The 21,488-nt window shown below is 73.8% G+C and carries 15 protein-coding genes and 1 riboswitch; of the genes, 5 read left to right on the top strand and 10 right to left on the bottom strand.

Annotation, left to right across the window (positions count from 1 at the left end; translation table 11 throughout):
• Positions 1 to 158 precede the first annotated feature (158 nt).
• From metG to ACZ7JA_RS10425, 3 genes are all read right to left on the bottom strand, one after another.
• A complete protein-coding gene (metG, locus tag ACZ7JA_RS10415; RefSeq protein ID WP_351662100.1) occupies positions 159 to 1,772 on the bottom strand; it encodes a methionine--tRNA ligase in 1,614 nt (537 codons plus the stop codon).
• Positions 1,773 to 1,858: 86 nt separating this feature from the next.
• Positions 1,859 to 3,664: a VWA domain-containing protein gene (locus ACZ7JA_RS10420; RefSeq protein ID WP_470807883.1), complete on the bottom strand. Its 1,806-nt coding sequence runs from the start codon at positions 3,662 to 3,664 to the stop codon at positions 1,859 to 1,861.
• A gap of 144 nt (positions 3,665 to 3,808) precedes the next feature.
• Positions 3,809 to 4,627, bottom strand: coding sequence for an alpha/beta fold hydrolase (locus ACZ7JA_RS10425; RefSeq protein WP_450750064.1), 819 nt, complete (start codon positions 4,625 to 4,627; stop codon positions 3,809 to 3,811).
• 88 nt (positions 4,628 to 4,715) lie between these two features.
• Here ACZ7JA_RS10425 and ACZ7JA_RS10430 point away from each other — a divergent pair, with 88 nt between their 5' ends.
• Positions 4,716 to 6,062 carry an aminotransferase-like domain-containing protein gene (locus ACZ7JA_RS10430; RefSeq protein ID WP_470807969.1) on the top strand — a complete coding sequence of 449 codons (1,347 nt, stop codon included), beginning with the start codon at positions 4,716 to 4,718 and terminating at the stop codon, positions 6,060 to 6,062.
• A gap of 449 nt (positions 6,063 to 6,511) precedes the next feature.
• On the opposite strand, the gene ACZ7JA_RS10435 is transcribed toward ACZ7JA_RS10430, so the two are convergent.
• Positions 6,512 to 7,453: a hypothetical protein gene (locus ACZ7JA_RS10435; RefSeq protein ID WP_393432211.1), complete on the bottom strand. Its 942-nt coding sequence runs from the start codon at positions 7,451 to 7,453 to the stop codon at positions 6,512 to 6,514.
• A 382-nt stretch (positions 7,454 to 7,835) separates the two neighbouring features.
• On the bottom strand, positions 7,836 to 8,324 hold the full coding sequence (locus ACZ7JA_RS10440) for a hypothetical protein (protein WP_389300444.1): 489 nt from the start codon (positions 8,322 to 8,324) through the stop codon (positions 7,836 to 7,838).
• A 143-nt stretch (positions 8,325 to 8,467) separates the two neighbouring features.
• Here ACZ7JA_RS10440 and ACZ7JA_RS10445 point away from each other — a divergent pair, with 143 nt between their 5' ends.
• Together ACZ7JA_RS10445 and ACZ7JA_RS10450 are read left to right on the top strand one after the other, a co-directional pair.
• Entirely contained in the window at positions 8,468 to 9,601 is a 1,134-nt protein-coding gene (locus ACZ7JA_RS10445; protein ID WP_470807884.1) for a PP2C family protein-serine/threonine phosphatase, read from the top strand.
• Between the two features lie 82 nt (positions 9,602 to 9,683).
• Positions 9,684 to 10,820 (top strand): hypothetical protein, encoded by a 1,137-nt coding sequence (locus tag ACZ7JA_RS10450; protein WP_389300450.1) that lies wholly within the window; start codon positions 9,684 to 9,686, stop codon positions 10,818 to 10,820.
• Between the two features lie 6 nt (positions 10,821 to 10,826).
• Here ACZ7JA_RS10450 and ACZ7JA_RS10455 read toward each other — a convergent pair whose 3' ends face one another.
• Together ACZ7JA_RS10455 and ACZ7JA_RS10460 are read right to left on the bottom strand one after the other, a co-directional pair.
• Positions 10,827 to 12,785 carry a YncE family protein gene (locus ACZ7JA_RS10455; RefSeq protein ID WP_450750060.1) on the bottom strand — a complete coding sequence of 653 codons (1,959 nt, stop codon included), beginning with the start codon at positions 12,783 to 12,785 and terminating at the stop codon, positions 10,827 to 10,829.
• A gap of 164 nt (positions 12,786 to 12,949) precedes the next feature.
• Complete coding sequence (locus ACZ7JA_RS10460; protein ID WP_470807885.1) at positions 12,950 to 14,512, bottom strand: LCP family protein; 1,563 nt, start codon at positions 14,510 to 14,512, stop codon at positions 12,950 to 12,952.
• Positions 14,513 to 15,010: 498 nt separating this feature from the next.
• Here ACZ7JA_RS10460 and ACZ7JA_RS10465 point away from each other — a divergent pair, with 498 nt between their 5' ends.
• Positions 15,011 to 16,354, top strand: a complete 1,344-nt coding sequence (locus ACZ7JA_RS10465; protein WP_389448843.1) for a helix-turn-helix domain-containing protein — start codon at positions 15,011 to 15,013, stop codon at positions 16,352 to 16,354.
• Between the two features lie 83 nt (positions 16,355 to 16,437).
• Here the strand turns inward: ACZ7JA_RS10465 and ACZ7JA_RS10470 are convergent, their stop codons facing one another.
• Complete coding sequence (locus tag ACZ7JA_RS10470) at positions 16,438 to 17,217, bottom strand: hypothetical protein (RefSeq protein ID WP_389448846.1); 780 nt, start codon at positions 17,215 to 17,217, stop codon at positions 16,438 to 16,440.
• Between the two features lie 639 nt (positions 17,218 to 17,856).
• Here ACZ7JA_RS10470 and ACZ7JA_RS10475 point away from each other — a divergent pair.
• A complete protein-coding gene (locus ACZ7JA_RS10475; RefSeq protein ID WP_470807886.1) occupies positions 17,857 to 18,834 on the top strand; it encodes a nucleoside hydrolase in 978 nt (325 codons plus the stop codon).
• A 159-nt stretch (positions 18,835 to 18,993) separates the two neighbouring features.
• Here the strand turns inward: ACZ7JA_RS10475 and nicT are convergent, their stop codons facing one another.
• Together nicT and ACZ7JA_RS10485 are read right to left on the bottom strand one after the other, a co-directional pair.
• Positions 18,994 to 20,079: a Nickel transporter NicT gene (gene nicT / locus ACZ7JA_RS10480; RefSeq protein WP_470807887.1), complete on the bottom strand. Its 1,086-nt coding sequence runs from the start codon at positions 20,077 to 20,079 to the stop codon at positions 18,994 to 18,996.
• 29 nt (positions 20,080 to 20,108) lie between these two features.
• A riboswitch (cobalamin riboswitch) is annotated at positions 20,109 to 20,313 on the bottom strand.
• Positions 20,314 to 20,453: 140 nt separating this feature from the next.
• The gene (locus ACZ7JA_RS10485; protein ID WP_351672465.1) at positions 20,454 to 21,407 is read right to left on the bottom strand and encodes an LAETG motif-containing sortase-dependent surface protein; all 954 of its coding nucleotides are present in this window, start codon (positions 21,405 to 21,407) and stop codon (positions 20,454 to 20,456) included.
• Positions 21,408 to 21,488 lie beyond the last annotated feature (81 nt).

Genomic DNA, 21,488 nt, shown 5'->3' on the forward strand with positions numbered 1-21,488 from the left:
GGTCAACGTAGAGGGGGCGGGAGCCGGGGTGCCTCGTGGACAGGTTGGTTCACCCGTTCGGGTAAGGCGGAAACGTTCACGCCTTCCCGGTCGGCATCCGCGCACGCGCAGGGGCCCGGGAACGTCGTGTTCCCGGGCCCCTGTCGTCGCGTGGTCGGTTACGCGGGCTTCTCCTCCAGGCGGGGGAAGAGGACCGCGCCCTTGGTGACCGTGGAGCCGGACGGGAGTCGGCCCCAGGTACCGGACTCCTGGACCTTCTGGTCGGCCAGGGCGCCGAGGGAGGCCTCCGCGCCGAGGGAGTCCCAGAGCTTCTGGGAGGTGTCCGGCATCACCGGGTTGAGGAGGACGGCGACCGCGCGGAGGGACTCGGCGGCCGTGTAGAGGATGGTGGCCAGCCGGGCCTTGCCCTCGGGCGAGTCGTCCTTGGCGACCTTCCACGGCTCCTGCTCGGTGAGGTAGCCGTTGACCTGCTTGACGAAGTCGAAGACGGCCAGGATGCCGCCCTGGAAGTCCAGCTCGTCGCCGATGCGCCGGTCGGCCTCCGCGGCGGCCTTGGCCAGGCCCTCCTGGACGGCCTTCTCCGCCTCGCCGGCGGCCGTCGCCTCGGGCAGCTCGCCGCCGAAGTACTTGCCGACCATGGCCGCCACGCGGGAGGCGAGGTTGCCGTAGTCGTTGGCCAGCTCGGAGGTGTAGCGGGCGGAGAAGTCCTCCCAGGAGAAGGATCCGTCCTGCCCGAAGGCGATGGCCCGCAGGAAGTACCAGCGGTAGGCGTCCACGCCGAAGTGCGTGGTCAGGTCCTGCGGCTTGATGCCGGTCAGGTTGGACTTCGACATCTTCTCGCCGCCGACCATCAGCCAGCCGTTGGCGGCGATCCTCCCGGGCAGCGGCAGGCCCTGGGCCATCAGCATGGCCGGCCAGATCACCGCGTGGAAGCGGAGGATGTCCTTGCCGACGAGGTGCACGTCGGCCGGGAAGGTTGCCTCGAACTTCTCCTGGTTCTCGTTGTAACCGACCGCCGTGGCGTAGTTCAGCAGCGCGTCGACCCACACGTAGATCACGTGCTTCTCGTCCCAGGGGATCGGGATGCCCCAGTCGAACGTCGAGCGGGAGATGGAGAGGTCCTGCAGGCCCTGGCGGACGAAGTTCAGGACCTCGTTGCGCGCGGACTCGGGCTGGATGAAGTCCGGGTTGGCCTCGTAGTGGGCCAGCAGCTTCTCGGTGTACGCGCTCAGCTTGAAGAAGTAGTTCTCCTCGCTGAGGATCTCCACCGGCTTCTTGTGGATCGGGCAGAGCTTCTGGCCCGCGTACTCGCCCTCGCCGTCGAGCAGCTCGCCCGGCAGCTTGTACTCCTCGCAGCCGACGCAGTACGGGCCCTCGTAGCCGCCCTTGTAGATCTCGCCCTTGTCGTGCAGGTCCTGCACGAACTCCTGGACGCGGTCGGTGTGCCGCTTCTGCGTGGTGCGGATGAAGTCGTCGTTCGCGATCTCCAGGTGCTCCCACAGGGGCTTCCAGGCCTCGCTGACGAGCTTGTCGGCCCAGGCCTGGGGCGTGACCCCGTTGGCCTCGGCCGTGCGCATGATCTTCTGACCGTGCTCGTCCGTGCCGGTGAGGAACCACACCTTCTCGCCACGCTGACGGTGCCAGCGGGTGAGCACGTCGCCTGCGACGGTCGTATAGGCGTGGCCCAGGTGAGGAGCGTCGTTGACGTAGTAGATGGGGGTCGAGACGTAGTACGCCTTCGACCCCTGCTTCTCGGATCCAGTGGCCGCCATAAGTCGAAATCCTACTTGGCCGCCGAAGATCGACTCACACGCGTTTCGGGGGGTGGACGCGTCGTCCACCCCCCGGCACCGGCCTCCTACGGACGCCAGGCCGCGAGGACGCCCTCGTAGAGCTCGGTGTCCGTGAGCTCCCGGGGGGTGGGGCCGGCGTGGAAGAAGGACGTGTTGCCGGTCTTCAGTTTGCGCAGGTAGTCGAAGGCCTTGTTGTCGTGCTCGCCGAACGCGACGAAGGAGAAGAAGACGCCGGGGTGGTTCTTCGCGGCCTCGGTCAGGGACTGGGTCGCGGGGGTCTTGGCGTCGGGGGCGCCGTCCGTCTGGAAGACCACCAGGACGGGGGTGCCGGGCTCGTCGTTCTTCTCGTGGTGGGCGAGTACGGCCTCCACGGCGGCGTGGTAGCTGGTGCGGCCCATGCGGCCGAGGTCCGCGTGGACGTCGTCGATCTTCGTCTCGTGGTCCTCGGTGAGGGTCAGGTCGGTGGTGCCGTCGATCTCCGTGGAGAAGAAGACGACGTGGACCGTGGCCTCGGGGTCGAGGTGGGCGGCGAGGGCGAGGGTCTGGTCGGCCAGGGCCTGGGCGGAGCCGTCCTTGTAGTAAGGGCGCATGCTCGCGGAGCGGTCGAGGACGAGGTAGAGCTTCGCTCGGGTGCCGGTGAGGTTGGTCTTCTTGAGGGTGGTGGTGGCTGCCTTGTAGGCGGTGGCGAGGCTGGGGGTGTTGGACTTGATCTTGGTGAGGGGGGTGGCGGGTTTGGCGGAGGGTGCCTGGGGTTCGGGGGTCGCCTCGGCGGGGGGTGTCTGCGGCTCGGGGGTCGCCTCGGCTTCGCCTTCGGCGGGATCGTTCCCACCCGCACCACCCGTGCGGGTCTCGTTGTCGGGTGCGGGCGGCCCCTGCGGGGTGTCCTCGCCGTCGGCGGCCTGCGGCTCGGAGGTGGAGGGCTTCGGCTCCGCCTCGGCCGCTGCCGTCGCCGCGGCCGGCTTCGGCGTCGTCTCCGCCTTGGGCTCGTCCTGAGCCTTCGGCTCCGCCTTGGGCTCGTCTTCGGCCGGCTTCGGCGTCGACTCGGGCTCCGGTTCCGCCTCGACCTTCGTCTCGGCCGCCGGTTCCGCCTTGGTCTCCGGTTCCGCCTCAGCCTTCGCCTCGGGGTCCGCTTCCGAAGCCGCCTCAGGCTTCGCCTCGGGCTCCGCTTCCGAAGCTGCCTCAGCCTTCGGCTTCGCCTTGGCGTCGGCCGGCTCGGCCTTCGCCTCCGGCTCGGGCGTCGGCTCGGCCTCCGGCGTCGGGTCCGGCGCCGGCTCGGCCTTGGCCTTGGCCTCCTGCGTCGGCTCGGCCTTGGCCTCAGCCTCCTGCGTCGGCTCGGCCTTGGCCTCAGCCTCCTGCGTCGGCTCGGCCTTGGCCTCAGCCTCCTGCGTCGCCTCGGCCTTGGCCTCAGCCTCAGCCTCCTGCGTCGGCTCGGCCGTCGTCTCCAGCTCAGGCGCCGGCTCGGCCTCCGGCTTCGCTTCCGGCGTCGGCTCGGCCTCCGGCTCAGGCGTCGGCTCGGCCTCCGCCTCCTGCCTCGCCTCGGCCTTCGTCTCCGGCTCGGGCGTTGCCTCCGGCTCAGGGTCCGGGGTCAGGTTGAGGACCAGTTCCGGGGTGGGGGTGTCCGTGGCCGGGGGTTCCGTGGAGCGGTCCGGCTGCCTGGGGACCGTGATGTTGTCGAAGGCTGCCGAGACCAGATCGTGTTCGTCCGGGGACGAGGTGCGGGGCTCGGGGACCTGGGCGGTCGGGGCCGGGGCCGGCTCGGTGGTCGTCGGCTCCGGTTCCTGCGACGGACGTCGGTCCGCACCCTCTGCTTCGGCGGCGCGCGCCTTGCGCCCCCGGCCGAATGCGTTCCGCAGGAGAGTGAGAATGCCCATGTGCGCAACCCTTTGCGTGAGTTGGTACCCGTTAATCCCTGGCCAGGACGGACACGTAAGGTTAGCGGCCCGAAGTTGCTTTTCGGTCTCTGGCGGAGCCGTGGAGCGTGACGTCGGATACGTGCGGGCGATGGGCGGTGTCCGTCAGGCGCGGGAATGGGGCGCCGTCGGCGGGAAGGGCGTGCCGTCGATCCGGGCCAGGAAACGGCCCAGCACCTCGTTGAACTCCTCCGGCCGCTCCAGGTTCGGCATGTGGGCCGCGCCCTTGGACACGTGCAGGGCGGAGTCGGGCAGCAGCGCGTGCATGGCCTCCGCGTCGGCGACCGGCGTGAAGGTGTCGTCGGCGCCCACCACGACCAGCGCCGGAACCGAGACCCGGGCCAGCAGCGGGCGGTAGTCGGGGCGTTCGGCGCGGCCGCGCAGGGCGGCGGCGGCGCCCTCGGGGGACGTGGCCGTCATCATGCGGTGGACATGGGCCTTGACCTGCGGATCGGCGTACGGGGCGACCATCCGCTCCAGGACCTCGTCCGCGTAGCCGTGCATGCCCTCGGCGAGAAGGCGGGCGGCCAGGGCGGTCCGGCCCTTCCTGCCCTCGGGGGTCTCGGGGTCGGGGAAGGTGTCCGCGAGGACCAGGCCGCGCACGCGGTCGCCCAGGCGGTCGTAGCACTCCATGGCGATCTGGCCGCCCATCGACAGCCCGGCCAGGGCGAAGGTGTCCACCTCCAGGAAGTCGAGCAGTTCCACGATGTCGCGGGCGTGACGGGAGAGCGGGACGGTGCCGGGGGTCACGGGGGAGGCGCCGTAGCCGCGCAGATCGGGGGCGATCACCCGGCGCCCGGCGGAGAACGCGGCGATCTGCGGGGCCCACATCGTGCGGTCGAAGGGGTGGCCGTGGACGAGGACGAGCGGGGTGTGGGTGGAGGACGCGGGGTTTTTGTCGTCGTATGCGAGGAACGGGGGCATGTGATCGACCCTAGGGTTCCGCGTCTTCTCGGTGCAATAAAATCTTTGCCCTCGGTGCAATTCAACGCGTCGTGTGACAGGGGGACTTGTGGAGGACTACCGGCGTATCGCCGACCGGATCGCCGGTGACATCGGTTCCGGGCGGCTCCGTCCGGGGCAACGGCTGCCACCGCAGCGGGCGTTCGCGCGGCGGCACGGGATCGCAGCCTCCACGGCGGGCCGGGTGTACGCCGAACTCGTGCGCCGGGGGCTGGTGGTGGGCGAGGTCGGGCGCGGCACGTTCGTGCGGGCCACCGAGCCGGACGGGCAGCCGGGGCGGGCGCTGACCGAGGCGGCCGCCGCGCCGCCGGTGAACCTGGAGCTGAACTACCCTTCGGTGCCCGGCCAGTCGGAGCTGCTGGCCCCCGTGCTCGCGTCGCTGCTGCGGCCGGACGCCTTGACCGACGCGCTGCGGCCCGCCGCGGCCGCCGGCACGGGCGCCGCGCGGCAGGCGGTCGGCGGGCTGCTGGCCACGGAGGGCTGGCGGCCCGACCCGGCGGGACTGCTCTTCACCGGGAACGCCCGCCAGGCCGTCGCCGCCACCCTCGCCTCCCTGGTCCGGCCGGGCGGCCGGGTCGGTGTGGAGCCGCTGACGTATCCGCTGGTCAAGGAGATCGCGGGGCGGCTCGGCTGTGTCCTCGTCCCGCTCGCGGCCGACGACCGGGGGCCGCTCGCCGAGTCGGTCGCCGCGGTCCACCGTGCCGCTCCGCTGTCCGCCCTCTACCTCCAGCCGACCCTGCACAACCCGACCTCGCTGACCATGGACGCCGAGCGCCGGGCGCGGGTGGCCGATGTCGTCCACAGCCTGGGGATACCGGTCGTGGAGGACCGGATCTGGTCCTTCCTCCAGCCGTCCGGACCGCCGCCGCTGGCCGCGCTCGTCCCGGAGCTGGTGCACCTGGTCGACGGGCTGTCCAAGCGGGTCGCGCCGGGGCTCACCGTGGGGTTCGCCTCCGTGCCGGCCGGGCGGGCCGAGGCGGTGGCGCGCGCCGTCAGGTCCGGCGGCTGGAGCGCGGGGTCCTTCGCGCTGGAGGCGGCCGTGCGGTGGATAGGCGACGGGACCGTGGCGCGACTGGTCGCCGCGAAGCGGCGGGACGCCGCGCGCCGGCAGCGGCTGGTCGCCGACGAGCTGGCGGGGTTCGACGTGCGGTCCGACCCGGCCGCCTACTTCGCCTGGTGGCGGCTGCCCGCGCCCTGGCGTGCGGACACCTTCACCGCGGCCGCGCGGGCACACGGGATCGCGGTGACCCCGGGCACGGCCTTCCGGGTGGACCCGAGCCATACGCCGGACGCGGTCAGAATCGGGCTCGGTTCGGCTCCGGAGTCGGAGCTTGCCTTCGCTTTGCGGACTCTGGCCGGCATCGCGCGGGACGGGGCGGCCTCGGTCGGCGGGTGAGTCGGGCGGTCTGGCGAGCGGAGCGTGCGGCTTGGCAGCGCGGGGTGGAGGGGGTCTGGGTCTGGCCTCGCCCGGTGACCCGAGCCATACGCCGGACGCGGTCAGATTCGGGCTCGGTTCGGCTCCGGAGCCAGAGCTCGCGTGGGCTTTGCGGACACTGGCCGGTATCGCGAGGGACGGGGCGGCCTCGGTCGGCGGGTGAGTCGGGCGGTCTGGCGAGCGGAGCGTGTGGCTTGGCAGCGCGGGGCGGAGGGGGTCTGGGTCTGGCCTCGCCCGGCGACCCGAGCCATACGCCGGACGCGGTAAGAATCGGGCTCGGCTCGGCCCCGGGGTCGGAGTTTGCGCGGGCTCTGCGGACCCTGGCCAGGGTCGCGCGGGACGGGGTGGCCGCCGTCCGCGGATGAGGCGGGGCGGTGAGGCCCGGGGGCCTGCGCGGCCGCCGGGCTCGGTCAGACCTTGGCCCGGGTCGGTTCCGGGGACGGAGACTGGGTGGGCTCCGTGGAGTGCTGCTGGGGTCGGGCGGGGCGGGGTGGTCGTAGGCGGCGGGTGAGCAGGGTGGTGAGGGCCGCCCCGAGGCCGAGGCCGATCAGCAGCCAGGAGGCCGTGCGCAGGGTGCCGGTCAGGGCGTCGTAGACCGCGCCGGCGGCCGGGTGGGACACGCCTTCGGCCAGGCCGTCGAGGGTGAGGCCGCGGCCGACGACGAGGGCGAGGTTGAGCAGGCCGCCGCCCAGGGCGGTGCCGAGCGCGGTCGCCACGATCGCGCGCCGGCGGTGGACGGCCAGGGCGATGCCGGCGACCGCGAAGACGACGGCCGCGACCGGGCACCAGAAACCGGCGACTTCGAGCACGTGGAATCCCTTCCGCAGCGGTGCCACCTCGTGCGCCTCCAGCACCGGCACCGCGGTGTGCTCCACCGGGATGCGCGCGGCGAGCGTGATGTGGTCGTCGGTGAGCTGCTGCTTGACCTGGGCGGTGACGGGGGCGAGATCGACGGTGACCGGGCCGTCGTCCGCGTCGCCGGCGGTGGCGTCCCCGCGCAGGGCGCGCAGGACGGCGTCGTGGGTGACCCGGTTGCCGGTGTCCCAGGCCTTGCGGAAGGCCCGGGTCTGGGTGAAGGAGCGCACCGCCTCGTGCACGAACGGGGCGACCGAGCCCTGCAGCGGGCGGACGTGCATCCGCTGGTCCACCTCGCGCAGGATGCCGTCCCCGACGGTCTCCGCGACGGCTTCCCGCACGTCGGGGTCGGCGGCGAGCGGGGCCATCGCGGTGACGTACCGGCCCGTGTCGGCGAGTCCATACGCCGCCCAGGCCGCCAGCGCGCCGAACGGCACGAGGAGGCAGGACACGGCGATCAGGGCGGCCGACAGGGCGCTCCTGAGGCGTGGGGGCACTCTTCAAGGCAAGGGCCGCGCGTCCGGACGCGCGAGCGGAGCGCGTGCATTCGGGGGACGGGACGGGGCCGGACGGGCGGTGCGGGGCCTCGTCCGCATCGTCCGCCCCGCCCCCGTACTCCGTCCCGCTTCCTCTTGGTGGAAGCGGGGAGCCCCGGCTCCGGTGGAGGGCTCACCCGAACGGGTGTTTCCTGGTGCTGGGAGACGCCGGGCCGCGGGAAGCGGGCCCGGCGACCGGTGAGGAAGGAAGCACAGGGGAGCGCGTGGGCCCCGGCCGGGTCGTCCGGCCGGGGCCCACGCGCGTGCCGCGCGCACCGCGCTCACCGCCCCACGCGCACCGCGGTCACCGCCCCGCATGCTCCGCGCGGGCGGGACCGTGTGCTCAGCGGATGCGGTGGCCGGCCGCGTCCTCGTGCGTGTAGTACCGGTAGAACAGCACCGCGAACGTGGGCACGGCGACCGCCAGGGCCAGGACCGTGGACTCCCACACGCCGTGGCCGCGGCCGCTCAGGCTGTACAGGAAGCCGATGGCGATGCCCGTGAAGGCCGCCCACAGCACCGCGTGCACCTCGCGCCGGCAGCGCGCGGCGAAGAACTCGAGGGCCCGGAAGACGGCGAAGAAGACGACGCCCGTCGCGACGCCGAAGAACACGTTCCAGCCGGTGATGGGGCCGCCGTAGCGGGTGTTGGCGGCGGCCCAGTAGCCGTAGATCAGGCCGAGCACGATGGGCAGCGCCCACCGCGCGATCGCGTGGGTCCGCTCGTCGAAGACATCGGGCGGCCGGTGGCGGGCGGCCGCGTCCCGGCCGCCGAGTGCGGGCGCTGTCGTGCCCCGGTGCGTGCCACCGGGCGCGGGTGCCGCTTGAGCCATGAGAGCACTCCTCTCGCTCCTCGCCCCCGGACTCCAGGGCACACCTGGGGGGACGGCCTGGCAAGTCGGTCGGACGGGCCGGGTGCCCGGATGCGGCGGTTTCGATCCCGTGTTTCGCTGAGGGGCATGGAGCGCTGTCCGCCGTGACGCAAGTGGAGTCCCGGCGCCGGCGGCAGCCGCTGTGGACCGGTGGGCGGATCGCGTTGCAGGCGCTGCCCCTGCTGCTGCTCGCCGGCATCACGCTGCTGGACCTGCGGACCGGCGAGTGGTTCCGGATCGTCTCCTGGATCGTCCTGGTCCCCGGCACGGCCGCCGCCGTCTGCGGGGTGTGGACGACGGCCGGGTACGGGGTGCTGTCGCTGTTGACGTACGTCGCCGTGGACCGCGTCTGGCCCAGCGAGCACCGGGCCGGACTCGCCGACTTCCTGCTGGTCGCCCTGGGCGGCGCCCTCGCCACGCTGGCCTCCGCCGCCCGGGTGCGCCGGGAGCGGCAGATGCTGCACATGCGGGACATCGCCGACACCACCCGCCGCACCGTGCTGCGCAGGCTGCCGCCCGACTGGGGCGGGCTCGAGCACGCGGGCGCGTACCTCGCCGCCGACGTGGACGCCCGGGTCGGCGGCGACTACTACGACATCCAGCCCGGCCCGCACGGCACCCGGGTCCTCGTCGGGGACGTCCAGGGCAAGGGGCTCGGGGCGGTGGAGACGGCGGCCGCACTGCTCGGCACGTTCCGGGAGGCCGCCTACCACGAGGCGGACCTGAGGGTCGTCGCGGAGCGGCTGGAGACCCGTATGACCCGGCACCGGGCGCACCGCGTCGCGCTCGGCCGGGACGACGCCGACCGCTTCTCCACCGCCGTGCTGCTCGGTTTCCCCGAGGACGCCCCGGACACGGTCGAGCTGATCAACTTCGGCCACGAGCCGCCGCTCGCCGTCGGCGCGCACAGCGTGCGCGTCCTGCCGGCCGGCGACGGCCTGCCGCTCGGGCTCAGCGAACTGGTGTCCGGCTGCCCGCCCCTGCACCGGGTGCCGCTGGACCCCGAGGAGACCCTGCTGCTGGTGACCGACGGGGTGACCGAGGCGCGGGACAGGACCGGGGAGTTCTACCCGCTCGTCGCGGAGGTGACCCGGGCGGTCGCGGCCGACCCGCGCCGCGCCGACCCGCACCGGCTGGTGCGCCGGGTCCGCGACGGCGTGTTCCGGTACACCGGCGGCCACCTGGAGGACGACACCACGGTGTTCGCCGTCCGGCGCCTGCGCGAAGACCCCGTATAGGGACGTTTGCGGTCCTGAGCCGACCCTTTGCAGCAGCAGCGGCTACGGTGCTGGCTGTAGGGCGATCCACAGGGGAGGGACGATGCCCGGAACCGTGCTGCTGCTCGCGGCCTCGCCGCTGGGCCGGGGGCGTCTGGTGGACGCGGCCGGTGTGCTGCCCGTCCTCGCCGCGGTCGCGCCGGCGGTGCTGTCCGGCACCGACACCGCGAACGTGGTCGAACTCGCCGATCCGCTGGAGCCGCAGGCCGTCCTCACCCGGCTGCGCGCCGCCGCGGCCGCGCCCGGACCGCTCACCGTGTACCTCACCGGTCAGCTGCACCTGGACCGGCGCCAGCGCCGGCCGCACCTCGCGCTGGCCCGCACCACCCCGGCGACCGTCCGCTACACGGCCCTGCCCTGGGCGTGGATCCGGGAGGAGCTGCGGCTGCGCTCCGCCGCCGACACCGCGCTCCTGGTCGATCTGCACGCGGACGCGGAGACCTGGCGGCAACTGGCCGGGCAGCCGCTGGACTCCGGGCGCACGACCGCGGTCTACGGCCGTATCGCGCCCCCGGCCAGGGGGCGGGGGCCGGCCGAGCCGTCGTACATGAAGGCGGTGGCGACGCTGCTGCGCAGCGGGCACCGGCCGCCGCTCGCCGAGCTGCACGAGCACGCCCTGGCCCGGGCCGCCGAGCAGGGCGCGGCAGGGGACCTGGTGCTGGCCGGTCCCGGAGGCTTCGCCCACCGGCCCGCCCCGGTGCCGGCGGTGCCCCGCCCGTACCAGCCGGACGCCCCGCCGTCCGGGCCGCCCGCGGCGCAGGGCGATCCGCACGCGGCCATCAGCGACGCCGTCCGGGCCGGCCGGCACGCCGAGGCCGACGCGCTCGCCGCGCGGCAGGAGGAGGCCGCCGTGCGCGCCTTCGGCGCCGCCTCCGCCCAGGCCCTGCACTGGGCCGAGGTCCGGGCGGACCTCGCCATGTTCGCGGGGGACGCGGCGCGGAGCTGCCGGGCCTGGCTGGCGGTGGCCGGGGTGCGGCTGGCGGCGGGGCAGCCGCCGGACGCGCCCGCCGTGGAGGCGGCCGTGGACCGGGCCCACCACCAGTGGGGGACCATCACGGACGCGGCGCGGGCCCGTGAACTCGGGCCCGCGCTCGCGGAGCTGAGACTGCGGGTGCCGGGCCGCCGGCGGGGGGCGCTGGAGAACGTCCAGCGCCACCTGCGGCAGCTTCAGGCGGGATGACCCCGCTCAGCTGGTGAAGATGTAGTACTTCCAGGCGCCGTGCGTCGTGGAGTTGACGTTGTCGCCCGAGGAGAAGTTGTAGTACGAGGAGCGGACGCGGGTGCGCCAGCCGGTGCTGTGCGTTCCGGTCAGGTGGACCCGGGAGACACCGTCGGTGCCCAGCGCGAAGTACTGGGCGCCGACGCGCTGCCAGCGTCCGTCGGCGTACACGTCGATCTCGAGGCGCTGCTTGCGGCCCCGGTAGTACGTCATGTCCGTCGTGAACAGCGGGTCCTTGGACTTGTGGAAGTAGTAGTAGGTGTGGCCGCTGGTGTACTTGGTCTTGTAGTGCCCGCTCACCGACGTGGACACCCTGACCTCGGCGCCGGCCGTGCTGGACACCGAGCGCGGCTGGTAGTGGGAGTCGCCGGCGAACTTCGCGGTGACCTTGGTGTCGCGCTTCATGTCGACGACGGCGGACAGGTTGCCGTGGGAGTCGACCGTGCCGCTCTTCACCAGCTTGTTCGGCTTGTCCGCGCCGTACGGGTCGGCCCAGATCTCCACCGTGCGGTTCTTGTACGTCGAACCCAGGTGCGCGGTGAACTTCACGTCCTTGCCGTACGCGTACACCTTGCCGTTGTTGTCGACCGACAGGCTCGGCGTGGCGCGGGAGACCTGGACGCTGTCCGAGGCGGTGGCGGAGGTGTGGGTGGCGTCACCGGCGTACGTCACCGTGTACGTGACCTTGGAGCCGGCCGGCGGGGCGTCGGTGAAGGAGAACGTGCCGCCGGTGCCGAGGGTCCTGGTGCCGAGGGACTTGCCGTTCGGTGAGTCCAGGTCCGTGCGGGTCACCTTCAGCGGGGTGCCGGCGGGCAGGGCGACGCCGGCGGTCAGCTTGCCGGTGACGGTGAGCGTCTTGGTCCGGGTGCCGGTCGACGGGGCGTTCACCGTCAGGACCGGCGCGTACCTGCGGGGCTCGTCGACCCGGTGCAGCCGGGTGGAGGTGTCGTAGCCCGTCTGCGCGAACAGCGCGCCGCCGTCCGGCGTCCAGCTGATCGAGTGGCCGCCGCCCGGCGTGAAGGCGGGGGAGAGGTCGCGGACGCTCGGCGTGCCGTCGGCGCCGCCGGTGAACACGTAGGTGTCACCGTCGCTGCCGGTGTCCGCGACGGTCGCCGCGACCGTGCCGTCCGGGGCGATGCTGACCGCCTTCGGGCTGTCCGGGACCGGGTAGGTGCGCACCTCGGACAGGTCGGACAGGCGGTACTCGGTCAGGGCGCGGGTGCCGGGCCCGGCCACCACGACGTCCTGGCCGTCCGGGGTGAGGGCGGCGTCCGCGTAGGAGCCGCCCTTCTCGGCGGACACCCTGATCTTCGGGGTGCCGGAGGAGATGTCGTAGACGACGATCGGGCCGGAGCTGATGTTCGCGTCGAGCGCCAGCAGCGTGCCCGGGTTGCCGGGGGCCGCGTAGAGCCGGGGCGGGCTGGAGAAGTCGTGGCCGTCGTCGAGGCCGAGGGTGACCGCCGGGGTGCCGGCGGTCAGGTCGACCACGCCGAGCCCCGAGTCCCACTGGTCGCCGTAGCCGAACCAGAGCCTGCCGTCGGCGAGGGCCAGGCGGGACGGGGCGGTCCCGGCGCCGGTCGGGTACTCGGCGGTCTGCCGGAGCGTGCCGGTGTCGATCGCGACGATCTTGTCGGCCTCCTGCACGGCCGCGTACAGGGTGCCGCCGTCCGGGCTCAGCTCCAGGTCCCTGACCTGGCCGAGGCCGGAGACGGTGCCGACGACCTGGCCCGCGTAGTCGGTGACGACGATCTGGCTCTTGTAGCTGTCGCTGAGGAAGACCTGCTGGTGGAGGCCGTCGACCACGGTGTCGTCGACGTTCCAGACCGGGATGGACCGGTCGGTGTCGGCGTACGACGGCGCGGCGAGCGCCATCGAGCCGATCATGGCCGCCAGGGCGGCGGCCGCGGGAAGGGTGCGTATGCGCACGCTGATTCGAACCCCCCGGAACGAATGAGGAGATGGGGCGCCACGCGGCACGGCTGGTGTGAGAGCCCCCTGGGCGCCGGGCGTGGCGAGTGAGCGAAGACTAGGTCACGCCGTCGGTGAAAGCGCTGGTGGCCCCGGGTTTCTTTGCCTCCGGGATACCAGCTCTACCAGGTGAAACCCGGCTGAACCGGCATGCAGGCGTCGGTCTTGCCGCCGTTCAGCACGGCCGCGGACTCAGGTGCCTTGGCCGGCGCCGCGGACTTCGGGTAGGCGCCGCCGCTGCGCCAGTCGGGGCCCACGGTCAGCGTGACGCCCTTGACGTCGGTGGACGGGCGCACCTGGGTCAGCGGGATGCCGAGGGCCTTGGCCACGGCCTGGGCGTCGCCCTCCAGGCGGTGGCTCGTGTACAGCACGGTCGTGGCGGTTCCCGTGGCGGGCGTGACATCCGCGGCGGCCTTGGTGAACCCCTGGTCCCGCAGCGCCTTGACGACGGCGTCGGATCGGTGGAGCACGGGGGCCTCGGCGGTGGTGCCGGTGCCGTTGCGGACCCGCACGGCGAGGGCGCCGGCGGGGGCGGCGGGGTCGTCCGACACCTGCTCGGTGAGCTGTCGCCCGGCCTTGCCGTCGAGCGGGGTGTCGGTGCGGACCATGGAGATGAGCTGGTCGGCGTCCTCACCGGCGGGCACCAGCCGGTTGCGGTCCTGGGCCCACTGCACGGTGGGCAGCGTCGTCATGGTGATCCGCTCGGTGGGGACCTTCTGCAGCTCGGTCGACAGGTCGTACAGCTTCTTGACCGTGCCGAGGCCCTCGTCGACGGTGAGCGCCTTCGTCGCGGTCTCCGCGAGCCGGCGCATCTCGGTGGGGTTGCCCAGGGTGGCGTTCTCGCGGAGCTGGCGGACCATCGCGTTCATGTACATGTGCTGGGCGTGGGTGCGGCCGATGTCGGTGCCGTCCTCGAAGCCGTAGCGGGTGCGCAGCCACTGCAGGGCCTGCTCGCCCTTGACGTACGTGGTGCCCGCCTTCAGCTTGAGGCCCGAGCCGTGGCCCTCGGAGGTGTGCGACCAGACGTTCTCCTTGACGCAGACCGGGACGCCGCCGATGGCGTCCGCCATCGAGACCACGCCGGAGAAGTCGACCATCATGAAGTGGTCGATGTGGATGCCGGTCAGCTTCTCCCAGGTGGCGACGGTGCAGCCCGGGCCGCCCCGGCCCAGCGACTCGTTGGCCATGGCCAGGGTGAGCGCGCCGTACACCTTGCCGCCGTCCGGGTCGGTGCACCTGGGGATCGGGATCATCGTGTCGCGCGGCAGGCTGACCACGGACATGTCGCCGCGGTCCGCCGAGACGTGCAGGAGCATCTGCACGTCCGCGAGCGGTGGGCGGCCCACGTCGGCTTTGGAGCCGCCGAGCTTCAGGTCCGCCGCGGTGTTCCGGCTGTCCGAGCCGAGCAGCAGGATGTTCAGCGGGGTCTGGCCCGCGGCGTTCGGCGCGGCCTTGGGCGGCGTGGAGTCGCCGAGGTTCAGCCGGGCCTTGGTGATGTTGGCGTTGAGGTGCTCGTAGTAGAGGTATCCGGCGACCGCGCCGCCGAACACGAGGGCCGCCAGGGTGAAGGCCGTCCAGCGCAGGATCCGGCGTCCGCGGCGCGGTCTGCCGGAGGTGCCGTCGTCCTCGTGGCCGTCGTCGTCCCGGCCGCGGCCGGCCGGCCGCGCCTGTGCGTCCAGCGTCATTCTCTGCCTTCCCACCCCGACGGCGCCTGCCGCGTCTCCGGCTGCACCGGATCGCACACATTATCGGCGTGACGCGATGAGTTGGGGTGAGTGGTGAGATATGCCACTCCCGTACAACCTTCACAGGGGTTGACGAACTCGGCCTGACTCGTCAGTAGTTCGGATGCGGGGAGAAGGTCTCAGGGCAGGGTCCGGCCCGCGGCCGGCGGGGCCGGTGCGATGTCCGCGGCCCGGGCCGGTCCCGCGTTGGCCGCCGTGACCAGCGCCGCCACGGCGAGCACGGCCGCGGCCACGCCCCGGGCGGTGGGCTTCCGCCCGCCCGGACGGAGCCGGGCGGGGGCCGGTGCGCAGGGGCGGCCGTAGGGTTCGGATGTACGTCCGGGCACGTCGACCTCGCAACGACAGCGACCTGTTAAACATGCTTAATCCGCCGTTTAACCTAGAGGCTGACGGACGCGAACGGCAAGGCCTGCCAAGCGAGTTGAGGGTGACGGGGAGATGCCGGAACGGGATGATCCGCAGGTCGTGGGGCGGCGCGTGCAGCAACTGCGCACCGAACGCGGTCTCACGCAGCGGCAGTTGGCCGAACCGGCCTACACGCCCGCCTACATCTCCACCCTGGAGGCGGGCCGGGTCCGCGCTTCCGACGAGGCGCTGCGGCACATCGCGGGCCGGCTCGGGGTCGCCTTCGAGGAGCTGGCCGTCGGCCGGCCCGCGCACCTGGCCACCGCCCTGCGGCTGCGGCTCGCCGAGGCCCAGCGCGCCCTGGCGGACGGCGACTGCGAGGAGGCGACCGCCCGGTACTCCGGGCTGCTCGCCGAGGCGGAGGGCCACGGGCTGGTCGCCGAGCAGGCCACCGCGCTGCTCGGACTCGGCGAGACGGCCCTGCAGTCGGGCGAACTGGGGCGGGCCCGCGAGCACTTCGAGCGGGCCGAGGAGCGCCTGGCCGGGGAGTCGCTGCCCGTCCGGGTGCCGGCGGTCCGCGGCCGGGCCGTCTCCCACTACCTCGCCGGTGAACTCCGGTACGCCGTCTACCTCCTGGAGACCGCCCTCGACGAGCTGAACCGCGGCGGCCTGCACGACCCGGACGCCCTGCTGCTCCTCTACGCGAGCGTCATCGGCCCGTACATGGACATGGGCGCCCACGCGCGCGCCGCCCAGGCCGCCGAGTTCGCCCTCGCGCTCGCCCCGCGGGTCGCCGACCCGGCGCTGATCGCCCGCATGCACCGCACCGTCGCCCGCACGCTGCTCGCCGAGGGCCGGCTCGCCGAGGCCGACGCCTCCCTGGCCAAGGCGGCCGAGCTGAACCGGCAGCTCCAGCTCCGCACCGAACTCGCCAACTGCCACTGGATGCGCGGCTACGTCTGCGCCCAGAACGGCGAACTGGAGCGTGCCGAGGCCGAGCTGCGGCAGGCGCTCGCCATGTTCTCCCGGACCCGGGCGGCCCTCTACGGCAGCCAGGCCGCCGTCGAGCTGGCCGACGTCCTGCACCGGCAGGGCAGGTCCGCGGAGGCGGCCGAGCTGCTGAACGGGGTCCTCGGGGACTTCTCCTCCGAGCGCGGCGCCGTCCACGCGGCCGCCGCGCACCGCCTCCTCGGCATCATCGCCGAGGACGACCGGGACACCGAGGCTGCCGAAGAGCACTACGTCCGCGCGCTCAGCCTGCTGGAACGGGCCGGGGCGGCCGGCGACCTCGCCGACCTGTGCCGCCTGCTGGGCGACCTGCTGCGCCGCACCGGCCGGGTGGAAGCGGCCCTCGACGCCTACCGCACCGGCCTGGGCCACCGCACGGCCCCGGGCACCACCACCCTCGGCCCGGCCCCGGCCCAGCCCCCGCTGTGACGGCGGCAGGAGCGGGCGCGGCACGGTCGTCCGGCGCGGGGCGGCGCCGGACCGGGCTCGGTTGAGGGCGCCGTCCCGGCCGCTCAGACCTCGGCGCGGCCCTGCTTGCGGATGTCCGCGAGGCGCATGGCGCCGATCTGGACGGCCGCCTGGGTCGCCTCGTTCGGTACGTCGCCCAGACCGCCGTTGGTGAGCGCGAAGGAGTCCTCCCCGACACGGACGGCGGCCACGTCCATCGTGAGGACGACGTCCTGGCCGTCGGACGTCATGGTGTAGAGGGTGAGCCGCAGGCCCTGGCGGGCGTCGCCGACCTCCGGCAGCGGGGCGTCCTGCACCTGGACGTCCTCCACCAGGCCGTTCTCCGTGGTGGCGGTGAACCGGGCGCACCGCTCCGGCATCGTCCGCAGCCAGGCCAGGGCGGCGTCGACGTCGGCCGGGCGGCGCGCGCCGATCTGGTAGCGGAGCTGGGCGTCGGTGTCGGCGTCGTCCAGGCCGACGGCGACCCGGGCGGGGGCGCCGAGGAGCTCGTCCGCGTACAGCGCGTCGAGCAGGCGCTGGCACTCCGCGGTGCGGGAGCTCGCCTTGAGCAGGCCGTCGCGCCAGGTGGCCGCCCCGCGCGTCGCGGACCAGGGTGCGCCGAGGTCGTTCTGCGTCAGGAGCGCTGCCCTGGCCTGGTCGTCGGTGAGCAGGCCGTCCCCTCCGCCGGACGCCTTCGGTGTGGGCGAGGCCGCGTCGACGGTGGGCAGCGGCTGCTCGGCGGTCGGCGGGTGCTCCAGGCCGAGGGCGGCGCAGCCGGTGAGGGCGAGGAGACCGGCCGCGAGAGCGGCGAGCGGGAGGGCACGGGGGCGTATCGCGGCGGTCATCGGGGGGGCCTCCTGTGCGGACCGGTGGTGGTGCCACCTCTCACGCCACCACCGCCCACACCGGCCCACCAGCGCGACGGGCCGTCCGGGTGAGAGGACGCGCCGGCTGGCACGGATGCTCGGTGCGCGTGCCGCACGGCATTCCGGGCGCCCTGGAGTGTCCGGCTCCGGGCGTCCGGGCGGCGCCGGCTGGAACGCGCGCATGGTGTCGAGCCTCGCCGCGGCCGCCCTGAAGCGTCCGGCTTCGGGCCGCCGGGAGCGTGGGCCCGGTCGTGGCGGCGGTGCGCGGCTGGTCCGGCGGCAGGGGCGCCCGGCCGGGCTTCGGTCCGCCGCGCGTCGTGACCGCCCCGCGGCTTCGGGATGCCGGGGTGGAGCTGCCCGGCTTGAGGCGTGTTCCGGGGCTTCCGGGCGGGTCAGGGCGGTGGGGTCCGGCTTGGCGGCGGGCGTCCCGTTCTTCGGTCGGCCCCGGGCGTCCGGCCACCGCCTCGGTACCGGCTTGTTCCGGCGCTCGCCGTGACCGCCCCGCGGCTCTCAGGGCGCCGCCCAGGGCAGGTCGCCGCGCGGCCGGGGGCCGGGGGCCGGGGGCGGTCGTAGGCTGAGGGGGCCTTCGGGGGGAGTTCCTGGTGGAAGGAGACCGTCGTGGCCGGGCAGGCCGGTATTCCTGTGATCATCGACTGTGACACCGGCGTCGACGACGCCCTGGCCCTGCTGTTCGCCGTACGCCACCCGGGCCTCGACCTGCGGGCCGTCACCTGCGTGGCCGGGAACACGGACGTGGACGGGGTGGTCCGCAACACCCTGACCGTGCTGGAGCGGGCCGGCGCCCCGGACATCCCGGTGGCGCGGGGCGCCGAGCGCCCGCTGATCGAGCCGGCCCGCTCGGCCCGGCACGTGCACGGCTCGGACGGGATGGGCGACCTGGGCCTGCCCGCCCCCACCCGCGCCCCCGCCGACGTGGACGCCGTGTCCCTGCTGCGCCGGGAGATCCTGGCCTCGCCCCGCCCGGTCACCCTCGTGCCCACCGCGCCGCTCACCAACATCGCCCTGCTGCTGCGCACCCACCCCGAGGTGACCCGCAACATCGAGCGGATCGTGTTCATGGGCGGCGCGGTCGCCACCGGAAACGCCACGCCCGTCGCCGAGTTCAACGTCTGGCACGACCCCGAGGCGGCGGCCGTGCTGCTCACCGCCGGGGTGCCGATCACGATGTACGGGCTGGACGTCTTCATGCGGGTCGTCGTGCCCGGCGCCGACGTGCACCGGCTGCGCGGCAGCGCCGACCCGGGCACCCGGCTGGCCGGGGATCTCCTCGCCCACCGGCCCACCGCGCAGGGCGGCGACCCCGAGGCCGAGGAGGCGGGCGGACTCGGTGACGCGGGCGCGGTCTGCGCGGTCGCCGACCCGGCGGGCATCGCCACCCGGCTGCTGCCGGTGGAGGTCTGCCTGGCGCCCGGCCCGGCCCGCGGCCAGACGCTGGTCGACCGCCGCCCCCGCCCCGGCGAGTCCGAGATCCACGAGGGCGCCCGCGAACAGCCCCTGGTGGACGTCGCGCTGGACGTGGACGTGGACCGGTTCGTGAAGCTCTACCTCGAGACGGTCGAGGGGCCCCCGGCCTAGGCCGGCGCAGGCCGCCGACCCCGGCTCAGTCGGACGCCGCCGGGACCTGTGCCGTCCCACCGACCCCGGGTCAGTCGGACGCCGCCGGACCTGTGCCGTCCCACCGACCCCGGGTCAGTCGGACGCCGCCGGGACCTGTGCCGTCCCACCGACCCCGGGTCAGTCGGACGCCGCCGGGACCCGTGCCGTCCAGCGCTCCTCCACCCGCGCCAGCCGCCAGTACGCCAGCGCCGCCGCCCACACCACCACGAACAGCCCCACGATGACGTAGCCGACGCTGTCCAGGTCCAGCCCGGCGATCCAGCCGGTCACGGCGTCGCCCAGGGCGAACTTCTCGTGCAGGACGCCGACCAGCTCGATGGTGCCGATGAGGAACGCGACGGCGATGGACAGCCCGGTGATCGTGAGGTTGTAGAAGACCTTGCGCACCGGGTTGGAAAACGCCCACTGGTAGGCGAAGTTCATGAACGTGCCGTCGAGGGTGTCGAACAGGCTCATCCCGGCGGCGAAGAGCAGCGGCAGGCACAGGACCGCGTACCAGGGCAGTCCGGCCGCCGCGCCCGAACCGGCCATCACCATCAGCGTGACCTCGGTGGCCGTGTCGAAGCCGAGGCCGAACAGGAAGCCCAGCGGGAACATCTGGCCCGGCCGCGAGATGGACTTGGTCAGCCGCCCGAGGACGCGGTTCATGAACCCCCGCGAGTCCAGGTGCTGTTCCAGCTCACCCTCGTCGTACGTGCCGGACCGCATCGCCCGGAACACCCTCAGGATGCCGGCCAGCGCGACCAGGTTGAGGGCGGCGATGAGGTAGAGGAAGGCGCCGGAGATCGTCGTGCCCATGAAGCCGAGCACCTGGTGGGTGCGCGAGTGCTCGTCCATGACCCGGCCGGCGAGCCGGGTGCCGCCCGCGATCAGCAGGGCCAGCAGCACCACCACGCCGGAGTGGCCCAGCGCGAACCAGAAGCCCACCGACACCGGCCGCCTGCCGTCGGCCATCAGCTTGCGGGTGGTGTTGTCGATCGCGGCGATGTGGTCGGCGTCGAAGGCGTGCCGCATGCCCAGGGTGTAGGCGGTGACGCCGAGGCCGACGCCGAAGACGTCCTGGCCGACCTTGTAGTGCCCGGGGGCGACGAGCAGGAACAGCACCCCGAAGGCGACGACGTGCAGGGCGGCGATCACCCCCAGCAGCCCCGCCGTCCTGATCGTGTCCTCGCGTCGCCATCGGAAGGCAGCGGCATCGGCCATCGGATTCACGCTCCAGCACCTCGTGGATCATCTCGTGAGCTGCCGTGGCCGGTCTCCTGGCTTACGGGGTGGTGCGTTCGCCGTCCCTGCCTTCCCAGCCGTGGACACGGCCAGTGGCCCGGCGGACGCCGGACGGGACGGGAACTCCCCGATCACAGTGGCGAGGGCCGCGTCGGCATGGACCCTTGAGGGGCCGTCACCGACTTCCCGAGCACCACGGCCCGCCCACCGTAGGCGGGTGAACGCCCGTCCGCCTAGCCGGGCACCGGTGCGGGTACGCAAGATCACATGCGAGACGCCCCCGCCGTCCCGCGGGCCTTGCGGCTGCCGCGGGACGGCGGGGGTCGTGGTGGGCCGGGTGGAGGGCCGGGCCGTCAGCCCTGGGCGCCCCGCCTGCGGCGCGAGACGAGCACGAAGGCGGCTCCGCCGGCGACCAGCACGGCGGCCCCGCCCGCGATCAGCCCCGAGTTGCCGCCGCCACCGGTCTCCGCGAGGTCGCCCCCGTCGTCGCCCCCGTCCGGGGTGGGCGCCGAGCCGGCCCGCGACTCGGAGGCGGACGGGGCCGGCGCCGACTCCGTGGCGGCCGGGGACGGCGCGGCGGACGACTCCGAGTCGCTCGGCGTGGACGGCTCCGACGTGCTCGGCGCGGGCGACGCCGAGTCGTCCGCGGGGGCGCTCGGCGACGGGGACTGCGGCTGCTCGGGCGTGGTGGCGCAGTCCTTGGTGCCGCCGTTCCAGGCCGCGATCAGCTTGTCCTTGATGACCGGGTGGTCCGGGCCCTTGGGCAGGTCCCCGTGCTCGAAGCCGTCGTTCGCGCCGTTCTTGCCGTCGAATTTGACCGCGCCGCGGTAGAGGTCGATCTGCGCGAAGCAGCCCGCGTCCGGCACCGCGATGTCGAGGGAGTCGGTCTCGCCCGGCTTCACGGCCACGGTGTCGAAGTCGACGAAGACCTGCTCGCCGGAGGTGGCGAAGCTCGCGCCGTGGGCCAGGTAGGAGGCCAGCGAGGCGGTGCAGCCCGCGGCGCCCCCGGCGGCACGCACCTTGACGTGGACCTTGCCGTCCTCGGTCGGCCGGAGGTTCTGGTCGTCCACCTTCACCGAGTCGAAGAAGTTCACGCCGTCCAGCGAGAACTGGCAGCGGTCGGTGCCGGTCTCGGTGCCCGCGCCGGTGCCGGGCGCGTAGTGGCCGCCGGACCTCCAGCCGTCACCGCCGTGCGCGCCGTGGGCCCAAGCGCCGGAGGCGGCGGCGACCGAGGCGGCGCAGAGGGCGAGTGACGCGGCGCCCGTCCCCAGCAGGCGGCGCGCGGTGACACGTCTGGCTATGGACATGGGTATCCCATCGCAGAAGCTCGAGTGAGCGAAGAAGTCAGAAGAGACACGCGGCCCATTGGTCACATGCGCCACAGTGTG

The organism is Streptomyces sp. NPDC038135 (assembly GCF_055601245.1).

What these genes read in the sequence shown, in the direction of transcription:
- ACZ7JA_RS10440 (WP_389300444.1), bottom strand. Translation starts at nt 8,324, where the DNA reads ATGGCTCAAGCGGCACCCGCGCCCGGTGGCACGCACCGGGGCACGACA.
- ACZ7JA_RS10465 (WP_389448843.1), top strand. Translation starts at nt 15,011, where the DNA reads ATGCCGGAACGGGATGATCCGCAGGTCGTGGGGCGGCGCGTGCAGCAA.
- nicT (WP_470807887.1), bottom strand. Translation starts at nt 20,079, where the DNA reads ATGGCCGATGCCGCTGCCTTCCGATGGCGACGCGAGGACACGATCAGG.
- ACZ7JA_RS10470 (WP_389448846.1), bottom strand. Translation starts at nt 17,217, where the DNA reads ATGACCGCCGCGATACGCCCCCGTGCCCTCCCGCTCGCCGCTCTCGCG.
- metG (WP_351662100.1), bottom strand. Translation starts at nt 1,772, where the DNA reads ATGGCGGCCACTGGATCCGAGAAGCAGGGGTCGAAGGCGTACTACGTC.
- ACZ7JA_RS10425 (WP_450750064.1), bottom strand. Translation starts at nt 4,627, where the DNA reads ATGCCCCCGTTCCTCGCATACGACGACAAAAACCCCGCGTCCTCCACC.
- ACZ7JA_RS10450 (WP_389300450.1), top strand. Translation starts at nt 9,684, where the DNA reads ATGCCCGGAACCGTGCTGCTGCTCGCGGCCTCGCCGCTGGGCCGGGGG.
- ACZ7JA_RS10460 (WP_470807885.1), bottom strand. Translation starts at nt 14,512, where the DNA reads ATGACGCTGGACGCACAGGCGCGGCCGGCCGGCCGCGGCCGGGACGAC.
- ACZ7JA_RS10420 (WP_470807883.1), bottom strand. Translation starts at nt 3,664, where the DNA reads ATGGGCATTCTCACTCTCCTGCGGAACGCATTCGGCCGGGGGCGCAAG.
- ACZ7JA_RS10485 (WP_351672465.1), bottom strand. Translation starts at nt 21,407, where the DNA reads ATGTCCATAGCCAGACGTGTCACCGCGCGCCGCCTGCTGGGGACGGGC.